22 protein-coding genes and 2 pseudogenes are annotated in these 19,147 nt (G+C 42.7%); 17 read left to right on the forward strand and 7 right to left on the reverse strand.

The features are described 5' to 3' along the window. The first annotated feature begins 6 nt into the window (after positions 1 to 6). The 6 genes from rsxC (at position 7) to JCM16456_RS18125 (ending at position 5,087) form a co-directional block, all read left to right on the forward strand. On the forward strand, positions 7 to 1,785 hold the full coding sequence (gene rsxC / locus JCM16456_RS18100; RefSeq protein WP_082712371.1) for an electron transport complex subunit RsxC: 1,779 nt from the start codon (positions 7 to 9) through the stop codon (positions 1,783 to 1,785). After that, entirely contained in the window at positions 1,782 to 2,783 is a 1,002-nt protein-coding gene (locus JCM16456_RS18105) for an RnfABCDGE type electron transport complex subunit D (RefSeq protein WP_068717129.1), read from the forward strand. The genes rsxC and JCM16456_RS18105 overlap by 4 nt, the downstream gene beginning before the upstream one ends. Continuing rightward, positions 2,780 to 3,418, forward strand: a complete 639-nt coding sequence (locus JCM16456_RS18110; RefSeq protein ID WP_068717131.1) for an RnfABCDGE type electron transport complex subunit G — start codon at positions 2,780 to 2,782, stop codon at positions 3,416 to 3,418. The genes JCM16456_RS18105 and JCM16456_RS18110 overlap by 4 nt, the downstream gene beginning before the upstream one ends. After that, positions 3,411 to 4,094 carry an electron transport complex subunit E gene (locus tag JCM16456_RS18115; protein WP_068717133.1) on the forward strand — a complete coding sequence of 228 codons (684 nt, stop codon included), beginning with the start codon at positions 3,411 to 3,413 and terminating at the stop codon, positions 4,092 to 4,094. Before JCM16456_RS18110 ends, JCM16456_RS18115 begins: the two co-directional genes overlap by 8 nt. Next, positions 4,094 to 4,357 (forward strand): RnfH family protein, encoded by a 264-nt coding sequence (locus tag JCM16456_RS18120; RefSeq protein ID WP_068717135.1) that lies wholly within the window; start codon positions 4,094 to 4,096, stop codon positions 4,355 to 4,357. The genes JCM16456_RS18115 and JCM16456_RS18120 overlap by 1 nt, the downstream gene beginning before the upstream one ends. 196 nt (positions 4,358 to 4,553) lie before the next feature. After that, positions 4,554 to 5,087 (forward strand): flavodoxin, encoded by a 534-nt coding sequence (locus JCM16456_RS18125; protein WP_068717137.1) that lies wholly within the window; start codon positions 4,554 to 4,556, stop codon positions 5,085 to 5,087. Positions 5,088 to 5,261: 174 nt separating this feature from the next. On the opposite strand, the gene JCM16456_RS18130 is transcribed toward JCM16456_RS18125, so the two are convergent. Then, positions 5,262 to 6,038 (reverse strand): class I SAM-dependent methyltransferase, encoded by a 777-nt coding sequence (locus tag JCM16456_RS18130; RefSeq protein ID WP_068717139.1) that lies wholly within the window; start codon positions 6,036 to 6,038, stop codon positions 5,262 to 5,264. A gap of 635 nt (positions 6,039 to 6,673) precedes the next feature. Here JCM16456_RS18130 and JCM16456_RS23835 point away from each other — a divergent pair. Then, positions 6,674 to 6,841, forward strand: coding sequence for a hypothetical protein (locus JCM16456_RS23835; protein ID WP_156430592.1), 168 nt, complete (start codon positions 6,674 to 6,676; stop codon positions 6,839 to 6,841). After that, positions 6,804 to 7,385, forward strand: coding sequence for a hypothetical protein (locus JCM16456_RS18135; RefSeq protein ID WP_068717141.1), 582 nt, complete (start codon positions 6,804 to 6,806; stop codon positions 7,383 to 7,385). Before JCM16456_RS23835 ends, JCM16456_RS18135 begins: the two co-directional genes overlap by 38 nt. 286 nt (positions 7,386 to 7,671) lie before the next feature. Here JCM16456_RS18135 and JCM16456_RS18140 read toward each other — a convergent pair. Together JCM16456_RS18140 and JCM16456_RS18145 are read right to left on the reverse strand one after the other, a co-directional pair. Next, positions 7,672 to 8,724 (reverse strand): annotated as a pseudogene (locus JCM16456_RS18140) (IS91 family transposase). After that, positions 8,721 to 9,608, reverse strand: coding sequence for a tyrosine-type recombinase/integrase (locus tag JCM16456_RS18145; protein WP_068717143.1), 888 nt, complete (start codon positions 9,606 to 9,608; stop codon positions 8,721 to 8,723). Before JCM16456_RS18145 ends, JCM16456_RS18140 begins: the two are co-directional and overlap by 4 nt. 288 nt (positions 9,609 to 9,896) lie before the next feature. On the opposite strand from JCM16456_RS18145, the gene JCM16456_RS18150 reads away from it, so the two are divergent. From JCM16456_RS18150 to JCM16456_RS18165, 4 genes are all read left to right on the forward strand, one after another. Continuing rightward, positions 9,897 to 10,190, forward strand: coding sequence for a hypothetical protein (locus tag JCM16456_RS18150; protein ID WP_068717146.1), 294 nt, complete (start codon positions 9,897 to 9,899; stop codon positions 10,188 to 10,190). Positions 10,191 to 10,466: 276 nt separating this feature from the next. Then, positions 10,467 to 11,027, forward strand: a complete 561-nt coding sequence (locus tag JCM16456_RS18155) for a DUF4145 domain-containing protein (RefSeq protein ID WP_197655240.1) — start codon at positions 10,467 to 10,469, stop codon at positions 11,025 to 11,027. Between the two features lie 534 nt (positions 11,028 to 11,561). Continuing rightward, positions 11,562 to 12,479 carry a DUF2971 domain-containing protein gene (locus tag JCM16456_RS18160; protein ID WP_068717150.1) on the forward strand — a complete coding sequence of 306 codons (918 nt, stop codon included), beginning with the start codon at positions 11,562 to 11,564 and terminating at the stop codon, positions 12,477 to 12,479. 127 nt (positions 12,480 to 12,606) lie between these two features. Next, positions 12,607 to 13,356 carry a hypothetical protein gene (locus JCM16456_RS18165; RefSeq protein WP_068717152.1) on the forward strand — a complete coding sequence of 250 codons (750 nt, stop codon included), beginning with the start codon at positions 12,607 to 12,609 and terminating at the stop codon, positions 13,354 to 13,356. 28 nt (positions 13,357 to 13,384) lie between these two features. On the opposite strand, the gene JCM16456_RS18170 is transcribed toward JCM16456_RS18165, so the two are convergent. Next, positions 13,385 to 14,335 (reverse strand): IS110 family RNA-guided transposase, encoded by a 951-nt coding sequence (locus tag JCM16456_RS18170; protein WP_068717154.1) that lies wholly within the window; start codon positions 14,333 to 14,335, stop codon positions 13,385 to 13,387. A 343-nt stretch (positions 14,336 to 14,678) separates the two neighbouring features. Between JCM16456_RS18170 and JCM16456_RS18175 the strand changes: the two genes are divergently transcribed. Then, positions 14,679 to 15,173: a hypothetical protein gene (locus JCM16456_RS18175; RefSeq protein WP_068717156.1), complete on the forward strand. Its 495-nt coding sequence runs from the start codon at positions 14,679 to 14,681 to the stop codon at positions 15,171 to 15,173. A 27-nt stretch (positions 15,174 to 15,200) separates the two neighbouring features. On the opposite strand, the pseudogene JCM16456_RS18180 reads toward JCM16456_RS18175, so the two are convergent. Continuing rightward, positions 15,201 to 15,435 (reverse strand): annotated as a pseudogene (locus JCM16456_RS18180) (IS110 family transposase); the annotation flags it as partial. A gap of 192 nt (positions 15,436 to 15,627) precedes the next feature. Between JCM16456_RS18180 and JCM16456_RS18185 the strand changes: the two are divergent. Genes JCM16456_RS18185 through JCM16456_RS23840 form a run of 3 tightly spaced genes read left to right on the forward strand, consistent with a single transcriptional unit; the run spans position 15,628 to position 17,099 of the window. Beyond that, positions 15,628 to 15,945 carry a hypothetical protein gene (locus JCM16456_RS18185; RefSeq protein ID WP_068717160.1) on the forward strand — a complete coding sequence of 106 codons (318 nt, stop codon included), beginning with the start codon at positions 15,628 to 15,630 and terminating at the stop codon, positions 15,943 to 15,945. Between the two features lie 20 nt (positions 15,946 to 15,965). Next, positions 15,966 to 16,943: a hypothetical protein gene (locus JCM16456_RS18190; RefSeq protein ID WP_068717162.1), complete on the forward strand. Its 978-nt coding sequence runs from the start codon at positions 15,966 to 15,968 to the stop codon at positions 16,941 to 16,943. Further along, complete coding sequence (locus tag JCM16456_RS23840) at positions 16,944 to 17,099, forward strand: hypothetical protein (RefSeq protein WP_156430593.1); 156 nt, start codon at positions 16,944 to 16,946, stop codon at positions 17,097 to 17,099. It begins immediately after the preceding gene. 227 nt (positions 17,100 to 17,326) lie between these two features. Here JCM16456_RS23840 and JCM16456_RS18195 read toward each other — a convergent pair whose 3' ends face one another. Then, the gene (locus JCM16456_RS18195; protein ID WP_068717164.1) at positions 17,327 to 17,845 is read right to left on the reverse strand and encodes a CueP family metal-binding protein; all 519 of its coding nucleotides are present in this window, start codon (positions 17,843 to 17,845) and stop codon (positions 17,327 to 17,329) included. A 335-nt stretch (positions 17,846 to 18,180) separates the two neighbouring features. Here JCM16456_RS18195 and JCM16456_RS23845 point away from each other — a divergent pair, with 335 nt between their 5' ends. Continuing rightward, on the forward strand, positions 18,181 to 18,351 hold the full coding sequence (locus tag JCM16456_RS23845; RefSeq protein ID WP_156430594.1) for a hypothetical protein: 171 nt from the start codon (positions 18,181 to 18,183) through the stop codon (positions 18,349 to 18,351). 95 nt (positions 18,352 to 18,446) lie between these two features. On the opposite strand, the gene JCM16456_RS18200 is transcribed toward JCM16456_RS23845, so the two are convergent. Next, positions 18,447 to 19,091, reverse strand: a complete 645-nt coding sequence (locus JCM16456_RS18200; protein ID WP_231894489.1) for a DVUA0089 family protein — start codon at positions 19,089 to 19,091, stop codon at positions 18,447 to 18,449. Positions 19,092 to 19,147: the final 56 nt, after the last annotated feature.

Consider the following 19,147-nt stretch of genomic DNA (forward strand, 5'->3'; position numbering starts at 1 on the left):
AGGGATATGTTTAAGCTGTTTTCTCATGGATTTTCGGGTGGGGTACATCCAAAGACGTTTAAATCGTTAACCACGGATAAACCGATTGATCGCCATTTTTGGCCCAGCCATGTTTACCTGCCATTGCAACAGCGTGATGGTGTGGCATTGACACCGTTAGTTAAGGTGGGTGAACGAGTGGTTCGCGGTCAGTTGCTCGCTAAAGGTCGCAGTGACCGCATCGCGCCTATTCATTCCCCAGTGAATGGGATAGTGATCAATATCGTGCCCCATATTACCGCGCATCCAGCCAAAATTATCGCCGATACCATAGTGATAAGGGCCAATGAAGATCGCCGTTGGGGCACGCCAGCGCCAATGGGTGCATTTCACCAGTTAGATCCAGAGGTGATTATTGAGCGTATTCAAGCGGCTGGCATTGTTGGTTTAGGTGGGGCGGGCTTTCCTACCGCCCAAAAACTCAAATCGGCCCTGATGGCAAAAGTGGACACTTTGATCATCAATGGCGGTGAGTGCGAACCTTACCTAACCAGTGATGATGTCACTATGCAGTCGCACGCCGCTGAGGTGATTGGTGGCATTAAATTAATGCAACAAGCCAGTGGTGCCAGCAAGGTGATAGTGGGGATTGAAGACAACAAACCACAGGCTTATTACGAAATGGCAGATGCAGCCAGTGAAGAACCAAGTATTGAGATTCGCCGTGTGCCGAGCATCTATCCGATGGGTTCTGCCAAACAGCTTATTAAGACGTTAATTGGTAAAGAAGTACCGCTCGGCAGGCGTTCGTCGCACATTGGTGTGGTAGTGAATAACATCGCCACGGCTCGCTCGGTCTATCACGCTGTGCGTTTTCAACGCCCCTTAGTGAGCCGTATTGTCACGGTATCAGGTAAGGGCATTGGTGAACCACGCAATGTGGAAGTGCCATTAGGAACTCGGGTACAAGATTTGCTCAACTATTGTGGCGGCGTCAGTGAAAGCACTGAACGTTTGGTTCTAGGTGGGCCAATGATGGGGCAGATTGTCTCTTCGTTAGAAGTACCACTCGACAAAATGGTGGGTGGTTTACTGGCGCTCACCGAAGAAGAGATCATCAGTGAATATCAACACCAGCAGTGCATTCGTTGCGGCCAATGTGTGCGGGCGTGCCCGATGAGTTTGATGCCATTTCAAATGGCAGCGTATACCAAAGTCTCTGATTTTAAGAGGGCAGAAGAGCTTGGTGTGCGTAACTGCCTTTCATGTGGCGCGTGTAGTTATGTGTGTCCTTCTTCCATTCCCTTGGTGCAGTATTTTATGCACGCTAAAGGGGTGATTAGCTCCAATTGGCAAAAAGAGCGCAAATCGCAACAAGCGAAACGCTTAACCGAAGCCAAACGTGAGCGTATGGAGCAAGAGGCATTGGCGAAATTGGCACAAAAACAAGCCAAACGGCCGGCAAGAGCCTCAGCCAAAGCCGATACAAGCGCCGCAGCTAAAACCGATGCGACAGGCGCGAGTGGTAAGCCTGCGCGTCCGGCTCGCCCCGGCAGGCCCGCTCGCCAAAGTGCTGCTGCTTTATCCATGGATACCAAGGCTAACGAAGCGAAAGTACAAGTTAAACATACCGCGCAAGTCAAAGATACCGCGCAAACCAAAGATACCGCGCAAACCAAAGATACCGCAAAAACTGAGGCAACCAGCCGCCCGTCAAGGCCTGCTCGGCCAGCAAGACCGGCTCGCCCAGTTCGTCAGCCTGTGGCTAAAAAGGAAACCAGCCTCTCTGAGGAGAATCAAGGATGATTAAATACGACGTAGTATTGGGGCCATTTGCGCACAACGCTAATTCCAGTGTTCGTATCATGTATACCGTACTACTAACACTGTTACCCGCCATGCTGTTTGGCGTGTATCAATTTGGCCTTAACAGTTTGTATGTGCTGCTGATCAGTGCGTTAGCTGCAGTGTTAAGTGAATGGGTTTGCTTACGGCTGATGAAAAAATCGTCCATCGCGTGTATGGATGGTTCGGCGCTATTAACGGGCGTGTTGTTAGCCATGAGTTTGCCGCCTTCATTTCCGCTCGGTTTGACTGTGGTCGGGGCAATTTTCGCAGTGGTGTTAGGCAAACAAATCTACGGTGGTTTAGGACAAAACTTGTTTAATCCTGCCATGTTAGCAAGGGTGATGCTGCTTATCTGCTTCCCAGTAGAAATGACACAGTGGGCTGATCCAACGCCAATTCAGTTCACTTCAGGCATGGTAGACGTACCGGCTAATTGGTTGCATTTTGATGGCATTACGTCTGCCACTGCGCTCAGTAGTGAACGTCAATTACCCATTGAGCTGTGGAATACATTTTTTGGTCAACAAGGGGGCAGTTTAGGGGAAACCAGTGCGTTATTCATTCTGATAGGCGGGTTGTATTTACTCTATCGGCGCATTATTCACTGGGCTATCCCCCTTTCCTTCTTTCTCGGGTTAGGTGTTCCAGCGCTCATTGCTCACACCTTTGATTCTGTGCGTTATCTGCCTTTTTGGACCGAATGGTTTAGTGGCGGTGCGATGTTAGGGGCTTTTTATATCGCCACCGACTTGGTTACCTCGCCGACCAGTGTGCGCGGCCAGTTGGTTTACGGCGCAGGCTGTGGGCTTTTGGTGTGGCTGATTCGTACCTATGGCAGCTATCCCGAAGGCGTCGCTTTTGCGGTGTTAATGATGAATGCCGCCAGCCCTCTGATTGACCATTATATGCGCCCCGCGGTGTATGGCAGCCGTAGTTTGAAGGAGAAAAAATCATGATGGCGCAACTGGATCAGTGGAAGGACAAAGTGAGCTACCAAAGTGGTTTGTTGGCGGCAACCTGTGCATTAGCCACGCTGCTTCTGGTTGGCGCAGAAATTGTGACCAAGCCGGTCATTGAGCAACGCATTCGAGAAGATCAAAACACCTTGTTGCAGCAGGTACTTGGTAGCGTGCAATACGCTAATGATGTGTTTGCCGATGGCCACAGCGTTGAGTATCAAAACCAAACCTATCAACTCTTTCCTGTTAAAGACCAGACAGGCAAGGTGATCGATTGGGTGGTGCAGGGCAGTGAAGATGGGTACAGCGGCCCAATTCAATATTTAATGGGCGTGAACATGCACGGTGAAATCATTGGTGTGCGCATTGTTAGCCACACCGAAACTCCGGGGCTGGGAGACAAGATTGAGCTGGCGAAAAGTCAGTGGGTATTGGGGTTTGACCATCATTCATTAGCGAATACGCCAAAATGGGGCGTAAAAAAAGATGGTGGTACATTTGATCAATTCAGTGGCGCTACGATTACGCCGCGCGCGGTGGTGAAAGGGATTCACCTTGCGCTGCTCGCGCTACAGCAAGACCAACAAGCAGCACAAGCGGCACAAGCGGCGCAGGAGGCGAACAATGAGTGAACCAAGCTATTCATCCATCATGAAAAATGGGTTGTGGGATAACAATATCGTGCTCAAGCAGTCGCTGGCACTTTGTCCATTACTGGCAGTTACCAGCAGTGCGACCAATGGCTTGGGGCTGGGCTTAGCAACCATGGTGGTGATGGTTGCGTCTAACGTGATTAACTCGTTAGCGAAAGGCATCATCAGTAAAGCAGTGCGTATTCCGGTGAATGTCATCATTATTGCAACTTTAGTCACCCTCACCGATGCCCTACTCAACGCCTATTTGCATCAACTGCACAAAGTTTTGGGGCTTTTTGTGCCTCTTATTGTGACCAACTGTGCCATCTTGGGCCGAGTGGAATCTTTTGCGAGCCGTTCTAAGGTAATTCCCTCTATCGCTGATGGTGTGTTTATGGGCGTTGGGTTTACGTGGGTGTTGATGGTGCTGGGTGGAGTGCGCGAAATCATCGGCAGCGGAACGCTTTTCACCAACGCTAGTTTACTACTAGGGCCACATTTTTCGTTTCTCGAAACCACCATTATTCCTGATTATCGAGGGTTGTTATTGATCATTTTGCCTCCGGGTGGATTCCTTATGCTGGGGCTGGGGTTAGCTCTAAAACAGAAACTGGAAGCGGTGAGGCAAGCCAGCCTCACGCGACAATCTGGCTTGGCAAAAGGAGAGGCGTGATGAAAGTATCGGTTGTGTATGCCTTACCCAAAGAGCAAGTGTGGTTGCCTGTTGACGTGGACGATGACGCTACGGCTCTCAGTGCCATACACCTTTCCAATATCTTAGACGTATTTCCAGATATCAATTTACAACAGCAAAAAGTAGGTGTGTTCGGCAAAGTATCTAGCCTTGATGCAGCGCTTAAAGAAGGCGACCGAGTTGAGATTTATCGTCCGTTAATTTGGCGTCCCGACGAGGACGATGACGACGATGACGACTGATGTCGTGAAACGAACAATTTGTTGGTTTTAATGATGGAGTAAATTTAAAAAATCATATTTTACATAAGTTTATGAATTGGTATGGCACTTGCTCTTATTATAGAAAGGACAACAAGAGCATTCATAAAAGGTCGCGAGCATACAAAGCGTTAGCGATTTTAGGTAAGCAACGGACAAAATTCAAAGGAGTGACCCTATGGCACAAGTAGGCATTTTTTTCGGGACAGATACAGGCAGTACTCGCAAAATCGCAAAACAGATTCAAAAGCAGCTTGGCGATTTGGCCGATAAGCCGAAAAACATTAACCGCACCACAGTGGAAGAGATTTTGGCGTACGACTTTTTGATTTTTGGTACTCCCACACTAGGTGAAGGAAAACTGCCTGGCTTAGCGTGCGATTGCGAAGACGAAAGTTGGGATGAATTTGTCCCTAATTTCAATGATATGGATTTATCAGGCAAGACAGTGGCACTGTTTGGGTTAGGTGACCAAGTGGGATATGCCAATGAGTTTGTCGATGGGCTAGGAGAACTGTACGACTATGTGGCCAACACAGGCGCTGCCATGGTGGGATTTTGGCCCTTAGAAGGGTACGACTTTGTTTCTTCAAATGCCGTGGATGGCGATGAATTTGTGGGATTGGTGATCGATAAAGATAACCAATCTTCAATGACCGACCAACGCGTCAGTGGATGGGTGGAACAAATCAAAGCAGAAATGGGGCTGTAAGCCTGTGATTTACGACATACAGGCTCAGGCTTTTGAAAAGTTCACTTGTAGGTGAAAGTAGAGCAATGTTAATAAGTTAAAATGCAAAACAGGTAATATCAGTTGCCATCCAGCGCAGGGACTTGCTGCCTTGGGTGGCTTTTTTCTATCTCACTCTCTATCTCACATTGAGACTCAACGCTGTGGTAAATCTGCTACATTCAGCGCTGGTTTATGTGCTCGAAAACGCAGGCGCACGTAATCAGCAACCCAACCGTTTTCTTCACTGTAGAGCGCCTTTTTAACGCGTTCTTCCACTTGAGAGAGAAAGCTCTCTTTTTGTTCAGCGGTTAGCTGCGCTGTTGCGTGCTCGGCAAAAATGCGTAACCACTCACTAATGCCAGCGTTTAAAGGTGTTGGACGATCAATCAGTTCAATTTGTTCAACCACAAAACCATGTTGTTCTAGTAATGCACGATATTCACTATCGCTTGGGAAGAACCAAGGAGATGTGTATTGGCCCCAACTAGGGTTTTCGGAAAATACAGAACCAATAGCATCGGTAATGCAGCGAATGTTCCCAAAGCCACCCATCTCAGCAACAAAGCGCCCGCCATCGCGTAAAGCGCGATAAACGCCCTCTAACACTGGATGATAGTTGGTCATCCAATGCAGTGCGGCATTACTAAATACCGCATCAAATTGCGCTTCGAATTGCAGAGCATCGCCGCTTACGCATTGCGCTGCTACCCCTTTGGCTTTCGCCGCTGCGACCATATCGGCACTGGAATCGACTCCTGTCACTTGGCAATCTAACGCCATGAGCTTTTGTGCCAATGAACCTTCGCCACAACCGAGATCCAAAATTGCTTCACCAGCTTGCGGATCGAGTAACGTCACTACTGGCAAACCCAGTTCAGAGACGAACGCCGCATTTTGGGCGTAACGGGCAGAGTTCCATTGTTGGCTCATGATGATCTCCTTCTAACAACGAGCACAGCGAGTATGCCGAAAGTGGCATATTGAGTAATTTTTATACCGTTGTAACACACATTCTGCCCTACAGGGAGCGAAACCTGACGATATTTCAATAAATTACATTTCCAGCTGTAGAGAAAGTCATCACTAAGCATAAATACAGCGTTATACCTGACTACATATTGCAACCTGTTTACTTGGTTATTTTACGAACGTCAAAAACCGAGTAATAACCCGTGCAAGCTACCACTTTTGGGTGGTCGGGACCTCGCTCCTTTGGTATAACCATTATGCAATTGGTGTTTGTAAAACTATGTGAATTTCTGTAAAGAAAGGGCGGTAGCGTAGTGAATTTAAAAAGACTGTATATACATACAGCTTTCAGAAAAACGCCCTGTGGATAGATTAAAAAGACAATGTCGGTATTTTCTGAGGTATGACCAGAAGTTAACAATTTGTTTTGTTAGCAAATCGTGGTTTTTCTGAAACAAAATATTAGTTCTATAAAGACAAGAAAATCCAGACGTTGTCTTTATAATATCTGTTATGTGTACGGTATTGATAGCACAGTGGATTTTCAACTAAAGCTAGATTAAACTATCTGATAATAGAGCTTAATGGAGGTCTATATGATGTTTTTTAATAAAAACAATCAGAAAATGGATTTTTCTGAAAGGGTTCTAAAACGGGCTCAAAACAATGAACCTATGTCTGACAAGGTCAAAGGGATGTTTAAAAATGAGACAAAGGCATCTTTGAATGAACGCTTTAAAAAAGCTAAGCAAACTTTATCCTAAACGTGAAACTTCCATTCCAAAGAAGACATATAATACAGTCTATGAAAAGTTAGTTGATGATGAGTATGATTTGGTAGGTCAAATCGCTTACTGTATGTATAAGTTAAACAAGCAAAAATACATACGTGCCTATGAGCAAGAGCATCAACAAAAACCATCAGATAAAGAAATGCAAGTTTATGTTTCGTGCTCTGAACTACCCAAACTCAAACTTTATCAAGAACAAGCAGAAAAACTAGTTTCAACTGTCTTGGAACAGGCAGTATCTGAGCGTGAAGCTGAGCTTAGTAAAGAGTTTGAAAAAAAATTGAAAAAGTTTGTTTATGACTATGAACCAGCTGGCTTTCTTGAAAGAAATTTTTTTACTCAAGCCAAAGGCGCTTTTAGTGGTTTGCTCGGAAATATGCTAACTACTGTAGTTATTGTTGCATTTCTATACGCCATTGCTCCTTCTAGTGCTGAAAAGGAATTTGTAATTGGAGCTTCAAAAAGTTTAATCGCGGCTCTCGCGACTTTCCTCGGTGTAGATGTGTCTATCAAATAGAACAAATAATCTCCCTCATTGAATGTACTCATAACAAACAAGGATAAGTGTCGCGCAGCCGACACTTTATCTGGGTGTTGAACAAGCCCGAGCCACTTATATAGTAAATTGTAGATTCGATGTTTATGGTAGATACGGAGTAGACCGTATTTTCAAGGCGAGCAAAGCCACGGCGTGACGATGTTAATTCATCACGTCGATAACCCTCTAACATTTCAGTGTTTTTTTCAGTGTATCTCCTATTAATAAAGTTGCGGCCATTATCCTTATTCGGGTTACCTTTCGGCTAGCTCGGTCGGCTTACCCCGACACAAGCCATCTCGTGGTCACAACAGGGACAAGCTCGCACTGCTTTGCTTCTAACCGGTTGCTCTTTATGCGGAGTACAGTAAAACAAAGCAAGTAGCAGCAACTGGATCCTAACGCGTGTCTGTTTGGCATTTCCTCGCAAGAAGCCATAGTCTCTGACACGTTGCATTCCTTTGGGCAGGACATGCTGCAGGATAAGCCATAAGAACTTCAGTACGGGCAGAGTCCGGGTTTGATGCGTGTTAGTTTGGCTGTCTAGATAGCGGAAGGTGACCTCGGTATCAGTGACTTTAATGATGTCTTTGTCTGGCAGTACGCCCCGGTAAAGATAACGGGAGAGATATTGAAGAGCGGGCAGTCCGAAGCCAACACATCGGCAGTCAACCACCCACTTGTTTGGTACGTTTTTAGGTAAGGACATGACGTCATCCTGAACGATGGCATCGAGCAGTCTTGCCCGCCAGACTTTCGCGAGAGCGAAGGCATTAAACAAGTACCGTTTATTGCCCTTGTGTCATTGTTGCCGGGAAGCGTCATACCGGCCGCCAGCGACGATAACGTGGAGATGCGGATGCAGGTTTCTTTGTCGACTGTGAGTGTGTAACACGATGGTAAAGCCCAGTTCGCCTTTATGTTCTCTTTGGGCGAAGTCTTTTAATACGCTTGAAGCGACGGTGAACATTGCCTGATAGAGTGCTTTGGGGTGCTGACGAGCTAGGCTCCTTAATTCATAAGGTAAAGTGAAGGTCGCCATGTAGTAATGAACGGGCAAGAGTTTTTGTTTTTGGCGCTCTTGCCAGTCTGATGTGGTGCGGTGTTGGCACTGAGGACAGTGTCGGTGACCACACGAGAGTGGCAATCGGTCATCATGATGGCAATGAGAACAAAACCATTGAGAGCGTCCTTGTTGCTCGGTTTGGCAACGTAACATGGCGGCCATGGCTTGGCGGATGTCATCGGTGATGAGAGAGGCATAATGCTGCTCAAGTTCATCACGATACTGGCGAAGCAGTTCGATAAAAACGCTCATGCGTCCTCCCATCTTAACGTGAGGCGGTCAGCCAGTTGATTCAACGCTATTGCCATGTTGTATTGTTTGGGTTGAGTTAATTGGGTATAGCGAGCAGTGGTATTTAAACTGCCATGACCGAGCAGAGTTTGCAGTGAACGTAGGTCAAGTCCTTGTTCAAGCAGGTGAGTGGCAAAGCAGTGGCGTAAGGAATGCGGGCTAATAGCGGAGCTGAGATGACACTCTTTGAGCACCTGTTTCATGGCTTTTTGTATTCCGCCTCTGTCCATGGGTGTGTTTTGTTGATCATTATTGCCAGGGAATATAAGAGTAGGATGTCGATGGGTAAGCCAGTGAGAGCGAAGCGCATTCAGTGTTCTCTGTGGTAAGGGAATGAGTCTGTCCTTTCCGCCTTTACCTTCACGAATATGCACTTGCATAGCGCTACTGTTGATGTCTTGAGTGGTTAAGTTGAGTCCTTCGCCGAGGCGTAATCCCATGGAGTACAGGGTAAGGAAGAACACTTGATAGTGGCGCTTTCTGGTGGTGCTTATCAGTAATGCCACTTGCTCAGGAGTTAGAATATCCGGCAGACGCTTCACTTGCGGTGGTTTGACGATATTTAACCATTCCCACTGCTGATTGAGGGTGTAGCGATAGAAAAACTGCAAGCCGTTACGGTCGAGTTTGACGGTGCTCCATGAGTGAGATTGGATAAGGCTCGCAAAGTAAGTGCGAAGTTCAGCGGTGGTCAACGTGTCAGGTGAACGGTTAAAAAACTCACTAATACGACGAACAGCACGAGAGTAGGCATCAATAGTGGCTGGTCTTTTGCCTTGCAACTTTAGATTGGTAAGATGTTGTTGGTAAAGAAAATTGAAGTGTTCTTGTTCATGAGGGGTCATAATCATTTCTCCAGTGGGCACAGTCGGAATGACAGTGTTACTGAAGAGTATGGACAAGAGGCTATTGACTCTGCCGCGCAGCGGCTTCTTTCAACAAATTGCTTAAGGGTGACAACTAACCTTTGGCATTTTTGGTTCGATTGGCTTCAGTGTTTAAGTGGCTTTGCTTAATTTCAGTGGTCGGTTAGCTGCACCTTAGCAAAGCGTTATGTTTTTCTCTGCTTCATCGAAATAAAAAATACGTAAATATACTTGATGGATATTTAAAATTCCTTTTGGGAGGAGCTTATGGGTCACAACGATTGGCATGAAGATGATGGTTTTTCCGATTTTCTTGGTCAGCTTATAGATATGGGACATCTTGAAGGAGCTGCACTGGGAATTACTAAACAGGTTATGGATCAAGGTGTTGATAGCCTATCAGCGAAGCAAACATTTGTTTTTAATAAAGAAGTGTTGGAACCGTTTTCCCGAAGTTGTAAACGTTGTGGTGCCAGTATTCCGTGGTCTGAAATGTATGATGCCGTATTCGAACATGGTTTATGCAATTGGTGTTGGCACATGACAACTAAAGATGATTAAAAACATAACAAATTACTGCACCGGAAAAATAACTCGCTGGCGCTCGTCATTTTCCGGTGAGTAAGGCGTTATGTGCTTTTCCAGTATACGGAGTGATTAATGATACCTGAGTATGGAAATAAGAAATTTCAGTGTCCGCACTGTAACACCGTTGCCAGCCAAGAGTGGTTTACAGCGAATAACGCTGGAAGCACAGCAACGGGTATAATTCACCACCTGTATTTGAATTACAGGCCAAGTATTAGAGACTATGCCCAAGAACACATAGTCAGTTTCTTGAAAGAAATAGATGGTGGGTTTCAAAAGAATTTTTATAATTATGTTCCTAAAGGTTTTTCAGTAGCAACTTGTTCTTCCTGTGGCGATTTTACGCTGTGGGTAAATAAAGAAATTGTTTACCCCAAGAAAACGACGCTACCACCGCCGAATGAAGATTTAAACGAAGATATCAAAGTACTATATCTTGAAGCTTCGTCAATTCTCGTTGATTCACCAAAGGGTGCGACGGCTCTCTTGCGTTTGGCTCTTCAAAAATTATTGGAGCAAGTAGGCAAGAGCGGAAAGAATATTAACAATGATATAAAGTCATTGGTGGCTGAGGGCTTGAGCCCAAAAATACAGCAGGCTTTGGATTTGCTAAGGGTAATAGGAAACAATGCCGTTCATCCTGGGCAAATAAACTTGGACGATAATACCGAAATTGCTCAAAAGTTATTTGGCATCTTAAATTTTATTGCTGAAGAACTCATTACCAAGCCAAGAGAGCTAGAGGATCTTTACGCTGATTTGATTCCATCTGACACGCAAGATCATATTAAACAGCGAGATGGCACATAACAAAGTGCTGCTAGGGACAAACCTACGCTGCGCTTCGGTTTGCCCCAGAGCACGGCGTTAAAAAGCTGCAAAAGGGCAAAGCTAATTTAATAGGTTTGGTTCTGTATTCGCTTCAATATCCGAGTCAGTTTTTACAGCCGTTCTGTTGTTGATTTCTGCTTTCTTTGGTGAAAGCCGTTTGGATTCAGCGCAAGGCTAATATCGCCATTCCACAGGTTCGCCAACTTTGTATCATCAAGTGGCAATTAGCTGTTCGTTACTTCGGTGGGCGGCTGGTTCATCAACTTCTGAATGGTTTAGTGGTGTTGCAGGTTTGTCGGTGGAAACATATCGGGTTGCAGCGCTCGTTGGAGCTGCCGAGAATGCGGCAACGTTCGTGCTTGCTTCTGTGGTCAGTGGTTACAAAAGATATCTTTTTTTAACCAGGCGCAGCAGCAGACACATTTTACTTGGGCGCTTGCGGTTTGAAGTAAATTATTTGTTGGTACAACTGCGCGTGTGCTGCTGTGCTAATCGTTATACGTACGGAGGAGTATGAAGAAAATATACAAATATATGCCTTTCAGATCTGAGTTTTTTAATAATTATTGCTTACGTGCGAGTCAGCGTGGTGTATTAAATGATCCTTTTGAACTTAGTCCTGCACAAGATTTAATTGATCATATATTACGAGATGGTCTTGGTGAGGATTTTTTCGAGCAAGTGGAGCAATTTTCTTCTGACGGCAACTTTAATGAGGTTGGAGTAATTTCCTTTACTGAAAATTATAATAATTTGTTAATGTGGTCTCATTATGCGAATGAGCATAAGGGAATTGTTGTTGAATTTGATTATGAAAAACTAAATTACTATTTCAATTATAAACTTTCAATGACAGACACAATAGAACGAGTTTTATATAACCGTGAGCGTTATTCGCCCTTGCAAAAAGATGTATGTGTAAAAGATTTATTGCTTACAAAAAGTGATGACTGGATTTATGAAAAAGAACACCGAATCTTACCTAAATTGAGGTTCGCTGATTATGTTCGAGTTGATCGGAAGATTTTTGAGCAACTTCATGATTTTTATGATGATTTATATGTCGATTTGTTTGATGTTTTATATGAAGATGATAATTCGATTACTTTCCAAGTAAATCCTGAAGAATACGAACATTTTGACAATCAAGAGTGGGACGGAAATTCGACAGATGATAATGAAGAAATGAAGTTTAGTCCTAGCGAAATAATTTTAAATGAAATATACGGTTCATTAGCTGTTCTTCCGTCGTCAATATTCTTGTTTAAGCTACCGGCAGACTGTATATCTGCTGTATTTATTGGTTGTAGAGCATCTGCAAAAGATATTGATGCAATTGCATCATTGGTTGGACCCAAAAAGATTCCAATTTTTAAAGCAGATTTAAGTAAAACTCATTTCACATTAGGGTTTGAGGAATTGTACGTATAACAATCCAATGCAATTGACGCAGTCAACCTTCGTGGTTGCGTTTCAAAGTTTTTCAAACGCTTTAGTCACCGCGCAATGCGCAATTGATTGGGGCGTTAGGCTTCAATCTGATTTTAGTAGGTAGATTGTGAAAAAAATAATTGGCGACATAGTAAGCAAAGTTAAGTCCGGAATGAATCAAGCATATGCTGACACTCTAAATTTCACTGATGACCCTGCTGCAAGATTCGGGGCTGAATACTTATTTACGGTTAATGTAGCTAAGGAGATTGGCAGATTAAATGGACCTGACGCAGATCCTTATCAAATATATATTGAAGCTAGCGTTAAGAAAGTTGCTAAAGATTGCCTTCCTTTAATTAAACGGGGCAATCCAATGGTTAGAGGGTCATCTATTATCCGAAAAGGTTCTCCTTTTATGGAACGTGAAGGTCGTGTAGATATTGCTGTTTATACAGATGTAATGCCATATAAGGGCAATGGAAATACTCCCTTTTGTATTATCGAGCTTAAAAGCTTTAATCCCGCTAGAAAGTTAGTAATAAAAGACTTAAAGCGAAACTTAGAATTTTTAACTTTATCCGGACCAACAGGTAAGTCTTTTGTTGAAGTGGGTTTATTCTCTGCTGTCCACACTGTAGCCCCTACAAATGATTCAGCACAACTAGATAAACAAGTGAAAAAAATTAAAGATGACTATAGTAACTGGTTGTCTGAAGTCGGAAATTTAGCTGGTATTGACACCGATATCCAAATTTTCACACTTAGCAAAGATGTAGAAGGTCGAATAATGGATGATATAGATGGGTACTATGTCGACACAGATTCTAAACATCACTTTATTGGTGTTATCGTGATCTTTATGAACAAAGCCTAACAAGAGACTATGGTGTCAATAATTAAATTTAGGCCAATTTGGGATCCCATTTGGCACCATCTCTTAGCATCGAATTTAGGATAACAACCATCTTTCTTATGCACGCAATAATGGCAACTTTCTTTGGTTTCCCAACAGCCAGAAGGTGCTGATAAGTAGCTTTGATAACCGGATTTGATTGCAAGGCTGACATCATAGCCATGTATAAAACGGTTCGAACTTGTGAGTGCCCACCCTGTATAAAACGTTTGCCTTTGTACAAACCACTCTCACGGTTCATTGGTGCTACACCGATTAAAGAAGCAGCTTGTTTATTATTAATAAAACCAAGTTCAGGGACGTTACTGATGATTGATGCAGCACAGATTTTTCCGATTCCGGGAACGCTTTGTAATAGGTCACTTTTCTCTTTATACGCAGGTACGTTTTCAATGAGTAGTGAGATGAGCGTTTCTATCTTTTCGATCTGTTCTTCGAAGATGTTAAGTATTGGAGTGATGGTTGATGCTAATGATTTTGGCATCTGCTGAATGCGATTTTTCTCCATGGTTTGCATTGACATGATTTGATGTCGTCTAGTGACTAACTCACTCATAAATCGCATGATTTCAGGTCTTAGCTTTGTCAATTTTGGCTGAACAGCCTCACCAAAATAGGCAATTAAATGGGCATCGAGTTTATCTGTTTTAGCCCTTCTACCGATGGCTCCAGCAAACCTTTTGATATGAACTGGATTCGCTATAACAAACGGTAAGTTGGCTTTTGAACAGGCCAAAATAAATGGCATTTCTAGTCGTCCAGTTGCTTCAACAATAATACGATCTGGATGGTATTTTTTAATGGTCTGGACAGCTTCTTGAATGCCTTTTTCATCGTTTGAAACGGTAAAGAAGATGTCGAGAGGACGGATGTAAATATCAAGTTTTGTTTTGCCGGTATCAACACCGACATTAATGTTTTGATGTGAGTGTGTATTCATAATAAGCTAACTCTTGCTTGCATAATACGGGTTCGAGGCCCAGAAGACTATTCGAGTGTGGTGCTTGGAGATCTATGTAGCGTTCTTTCTTGTTATCGGTCTCTCAATTGAGGATCCATCGAAGCATCGAACTACTACATAGAGAGCTTTAGTTGCTGCTAAAGCCTGGGTCTCACTTTACCCTAATTTGAGTAGTTATTATCCATACAAAAATTTCAATGGATGCATATAACGTCTGGCATTCTTGGTTTGAAGTTACTTGTTTGTTGTAATAATGGTGTCCATGCACCATTGGATTAGACGTTAGGTCAATGAGTGCAATTCCAAGAAAGGGAGAGCTAGGATGAAGTTGAATGACTACTTGGAGTCTTTAAATGAGCTTGTATTTTTCAAAGGCCCTGAGATAAAGGGAAGCTTTGAGTATAACTTGCAATGGTATGAGAATCGGCACCCCAGACACCGCTTGTGCTTTTATATTTCGGGACTATTAATGTCTGTATCTCTAGTCATATTGTATGGTCTCAATAGCTCATCGGAACTTGGGAAGACTGTTTCCATATTGCTTCTTTTCGTAAGTTCCATTTCATCATTGTTTGCTTTTAAGCGTTCTTGGTCGGGTTATTACCTAGCCAGTCAAAATTTACTCGCATTGAAAAATATCTATGATGAGTCTTTGTTGCGAGCAAAACTTATTAATGACGAAGATGAAGTTCAGGCGTTAAAAATAGTAATCGCGTCTACCACACAATTTATGACGGCAGCCAATAAAGTCGTAAACAACGAAACTGTAGATTATTTTTCAGCAGTAAAGTTACCAAGCCTTCCGTCTAAAAATTGACCTAACAAGAGACCATGGTGTCAATAATTAAATATAGGCCAATTGGGGATCCCATTTTACACCATCCCTTAGCATCGAATTTAAGATAATAACCATCTTTCTTATGCAAGCAATAATGGCAATTTTCTTTGGTTTTCCGACAGTCAAAAGGTGCTGATAAGTAGCTTTGATAACCGGATTTGATTGCAAGGCTGACATTATCGCCATGTATAAAACGGTTGCCTTTGTACTAACCACTTTCAAGATTCATTGGTGCTACACCAGGGGCTCCGCATGAAGCGAACTAAATCACATTATCCTTTATCATTAGCTCCCAAATTCAGGTTTCGCTGGTTGAATAATGAGCGTTTGGGCTCAAAAGTGTGATCTAAATTCTTTCGTCTGGTTGCCGTGGTAATGGGGCGCTCTATCGCGATTGTGTATTATAATTTGTACTTATTTGTCTTGGGGATATATGTTTTTACGAGAAAAATTGTTTATATTCACATTTTTTATGTTTATTTATGGTTGTTCTTACAGATATATTGCTACCTACGATGGAGATTTATACATAGGAGCTTTTAAGAGTAATACTGTGTCAGATATTGGTTGTAAATACTCATATATTGAAGGTGGTGGATTAAAACTTGGGGTTGTTAACTTCGGAATAGGGTATTTTAGTAATAAAAGAATGGAAATGGATTACAAGAAAACGGACTACTGTAACAGTGTAATAGGTGAAGTCTTTGTAGTTGATGATAATGTATCAAAAGGGAATATCACCTTCAAATAGGATAATATTTAGGGGGTTATATGAGATTTAAATTATCAGTTATTTTGCTATCTGCAGTATTAACTAGTTGTGCCTCAAATGATCATTTGGTTTTTTTTACTAACACCACAATAGGCTTAGAGGTAGGGTCAGAGCCTAGTTCCGGAAATCCAGCAAAATTCGTATTAGGATATAAGCGGCAAGAGGGAGTTATTGACCCGTTGATACCTGATTATGAATTTCATAGTTACAATGGTTCAGAAACAATAGCTGAGCCAAGAAATGGAAATACAAATGTTATTTTAACGCCAGCAGGTGTCGCTTCTCCTAAAGGCTCTATCACTAACGCTCATTCAGTTCTTGCTAAAATGAATTTCGGTGCTACTGGTGGTGGAACAGGAGCATCAGCCGCACAGTGGTTCGCTACTGGTAGGGCTGCTGAATTAATAGCTCAGTCTTCTGGTGTATCTGGAGCTCTATCTGGTGACCCAGAAAATAATATTTCTCCTAGTATCGCCATAGATAAAAGTACAGGTAATCTTTCCACTTATGCTTATTTAGGTGATGTGTATAATATCTTGAAGAAAGCTGCAGAAGAAGGAAATGTTGTAGCAGTAGAATTAAAATCTAAGGTTGATTTGATTGATAATGGTAAGTTTAAATATAGTTTTGATTTTTATAGTTGGGATGACGAGGAAGAAACAAAATTAGTAATAAGTGCGTATGATACTAAAAATAATGAACATTATTTTCCTAATGTTATTCAATATTTGACAACATTAAACTTATCTACAGTCGTATCAGAAACAGCATTGACAAAGAGTAGTATAACTGTATCGGGTTTGGCTATATCTGAGGAACAAAGAAATAATTTATTAGATGTGGTGAAAAACTATCCGCAAAGATATAAAGAGGGTGTGGATGAACTCTCTGATAATGAAACTATTATTGAAATGATTAATTATGTTCACAAGAGTATACTGTTTAATGACACCTTAAAATCAAATGAGGATTCATAAATGTTTATTAAAGATGACAAAAAATATTCATCGGATGAAAGTATAAATAGAAGGCTGTCAGAGATATTAACTACCATTTTAAGAGACAAAAAAATTATATCTATCGAACGTAAAACAACACCAAACTCTGGATGGAAATTCAATATTGAAGAGTAAAATTACACACCTAACAAACAAGGATAAGTGTCGCGCAGCCGACACTTTATCTGGGTGTTGAACAAGTCCGAGCCACTTATATAGCAAATCCACGGCGTGACGATGTTATTCATCACGTCGGTAACCTTCTAACATTTCAGCGCGCCTCACAAGAACACACACCTCAATCTGCTTAAAAGAAAAAGCTCAGGTTTATGCCTGAGCTTTTTTATTGCTCGCTATACCCGTTAAATTAGCTGCATAGTGGTGATGCAGGTTGGGGCGTTGTTTTGCGTTGAAACGTCAGCTATGGCTGTTTTCCCTTGGTATTGAATATTGATTTTATATTGGTTAGCTGATTTTGGGAGCCAGATATCTGCGAATCCGTTTTTTCCTGTTGTTACCTCTTTATCGAAGACCAACTTATCCGAATTAACATGACGAACGGTGATGTGGAGTGATACGTTGCGTAACTCTCCAGTACACCCAGTCGGAACATGAAATGTACAAGGATGCGTGTGCTTTAGATAAGGCGCAATGGAAATGAGATGTTTGCTCGTAATAGGAATCGAGACCTCATTTTGCGGGAATTTACCCACAATTTTATCCGGGAATACCTGTACACTTGCTTTATTTGTGCCGTACCATTCGTTCGCCTTAATTAGGGCCTGCTCTGGCGACAGAGTTGCAAACTCTTCGGCATCATTGGCATAAGTTGATGTGCTAGCAAAAAGAAAGAGGGCGGTTAGCCAGTAAAATGACTTCATGATGAGTCCTTTTTTTAAATAGTAGATGAAAGTAATCGAAAACGTATGCTCGCTCTGCCATTCACTTGTCAGTTGACGAGTGAGGAGAAGCTAACAGTGACGGTACTGAAGATTAAAAAGACTAACCTAGTATCGGGGGGCGCAAATAAGGAGTGTGCGTCAGTGTTTTTAATACTGCCGGTTGCGCCTCATATTGCTGACTTGTTGGGTGGATAATGGCGAAGGATGAAAGCTCAAAATGAAGGTAAATTCCTAAACAGCTGCTAAAACAGCTCGATGGGTTAGCATGGCATGAATCTACCTGAGATTTCGATTGGATGGTTATTTGAGAGTGTGTGGGAAACACAGAAGGTTCTGCTTTGGCAGGAAAAGTGGCGAACGTCATCACTGACAGCAACAATATGACTGCCCAACTCAATGATACTTCTACAATACGAGAATACATTACCACGTTACCTCAAAACATCAGCCTTATGCCATGTCCGTATCTCATCCCAAAGTCATAGTAACGTCGGATGTAGGTGGCTGCAAGCATATCCACAAGATTCATAGCATAAATGCGTGGCTATGAATCTTGTGGTAGTTGTTAAATGCTCTTACGTTAAGCTCGCCACTTTAGTTTATTTCTTACTTGGTAAAGCCCCAGTAAGCCAATCAAAAATAGCGACAGGGTAGGCGGCTCTGGTACATCGGTGTGACCCGTATCGTCACTGTTATCTCCAGCATCGTCGTCACTAAAACCAACATTCTCGCTCCATGTTAGCGCGTAGTTTGCATAGGTTTGAAAGTTCGGTAAATTGTCGCCAATATTTATCCCAGTTAAAATATCGAAGTCAGTTAGGTACTCGTTTATATTGTAATCACTAACCAGAAGCACATAAGCACCTGCGGTTAGGTAAGTTGATAGGTACGAGTCCTGAGAGATGGTGCTGCCATCGCTGTAGGCGTCGTTATTACGAGAACGACTAGAATCGTCATTGGTGGCAATGCGGTCAGAGGCGTTAAGGTTCCCATCGTAAGAATAGAGATTAAATACGGAATCTAATGCGACTGTGCTGCGCCAAAACCACCCTGAATTATTGAAACTTCTTAAATTGATGGTAACAACGTCATCTGATTCAAGATAAAAATACCAATAGTCAATGGTTGTACCGACAGCGGTTTGGTGTAGAGTACCTGTTGTGATATAGCTTGCTTGGGCTAGGCTGGATATAAAACAGATACAAACCAGAATTAAACGAATCACTGCTTTCAATCGAATGGCTCCTATGTAGTTATTAGACTTATGTTTCACTTTTACGT

The sequence above is a fragment of the Vibrio tritonius genome, from assembly GCF_001547935.1.
GTDB classification, from domain to species: domain Bacteria; phylum Pseudomonadota; class Gammaproteobacteria; order Enterobacterales; family Vibrionaceae; genus Vibrio; species Vibrio tritonius.

What these genes read in the sequence shown, in the direction of transcription:
- rsxC (WP_082712371.1), top strand. Translation starts at nt 7, where the DNA reads ATGTTTAAGCTGTTTTCTCATGGATTTTCGGGTGGGGTACATCCAAAG.
- JCM16456_RS18105 (WP_068717129.1), top strand. Translation starts at nt 1,782, where the DNA reads ATGATTAAATACGACGTAGTATTGGGGCCATTTGCGCACAACGCTAAT.
- JCM16456_RS18110 (WP_068717131.1), top strand. Translation starts at nt 2,780, where the DNA reads ATGATGGCGCAACTGGATCAGTGGAAGGACAAAGTGAGCTACCAAAGT.
- JCM16456_RS18115 (WP_068717133.1), top strand. Translation starts at nt 3,411, where the DNA reads ATGAGTGAACCAAGCTATTCATCCATCATGAAAAATGGGTTGTGGGAT.
- JCM16456_RS18120 (WP_068717135.1), top strand. Translation starts at nt 4,094, where the DNA reads ATGAAAGTATCGGTTGTGTATGCCTTACCCAAAGAGCAAGTGTGGTTG.
- JCM16456_RS18125 (WP_068717137.1), top strand. Translation starts at nt 4,554, where the DNA reads ATGGCACAAGTAGGCATTTTTTTCGGGACAGATACAGGCAGTACTCGC.
- JCM16456_RS18130 (WP_068717139.1), bottom strand. Translation starts at nt 6,038, where the DNA reads ATGAGCCAACAATGGAACTCTGCCCGTTACGCCCAAAATGCGGCGTTC.
- JCM16456_RS23835 (WP_156430592.1), top strand. Translation starts at nt 6,674, where the DNA reads ATGATGTTTTTTAATAAAAACAATCAGAAAATGGATTTTTCTGAAAGG.
- JCM16456_RS18135 (WP_068717141.1), top strand. Translation starts at nt 6,804, where the DNA reads ATGAACGCTTTAAAAAAGCTAAGCAAACTTTATCCTAAACGTGAAACT.
- JCM16456_RS18145 (WP_068717143.1), bottom strand. Translation starts at nt 9,608, where the DNA reads ATGACCCCTCATGAACAAGAACACTTCAATTTTCTTTACCAACAACAT.
- JCM16456_RS18150 (WP_068717146.1), top strand. Translation starts at nt 9,897, where the DNA reads ATGGGTCACAACGATTGGCATGAAGATGATGGTTTTTCCGATTTTCTT.
- JCM16456_RS18160 (WP_068717150.1), top strand. Translation starts at nt 11,562, where the DNA reads ATGAAGAAAATATACAAATATATGCCTTTCAGATCTGAGTTTTTTAAT.
- JCM16456_RS18170 (WP_068717154.1), bottom strand. Translation starts at nt 14,335, where the DNA reads ATGAATACACACTCACATCAAAACATTAATGTCGGTGTTGATACCGGC.
- JCM16456_RS18175 (WP_068717156.1), top strand. Translation starts at nt 14,679, where the DNA reads ATGAAGTTGAATGACTACTTGGAGTCTTTAAATGAGCTTGTATTTTTC.
- JCM16456_RS18185 (WP_068717160.1), top strand. Translation starts at nt 15,628, where the DNA reads ATGTTTTTACGAGAAAAATTGTTTATATTCACATTTTTTATGTTTATT.
- JCM16456_RS18190 (WP_068717162.1), top strand. Translation starts at nt 15,966, where the DNA reads ATGAGATTTAAATTATCAGTTATTTTGCTATCTGCAGTATTAACTAGT.
- JCM16456_RS23840 (WP_156430593.1), top strand. Translation starts at nt 16,944, where the DNA reads ATGTTTATTAAAGATGACAAAAAATATTCATCGGATGAAAGTATAAAT.
- JCM16456_RS18195 (WP_068717164.1), bottom strand. Translation starts at nt 17,845, where the DNA reads ATGAAGTCATTTTACTGGCTAACCGCCCTCTTTCTTTTTGCTAGCACA.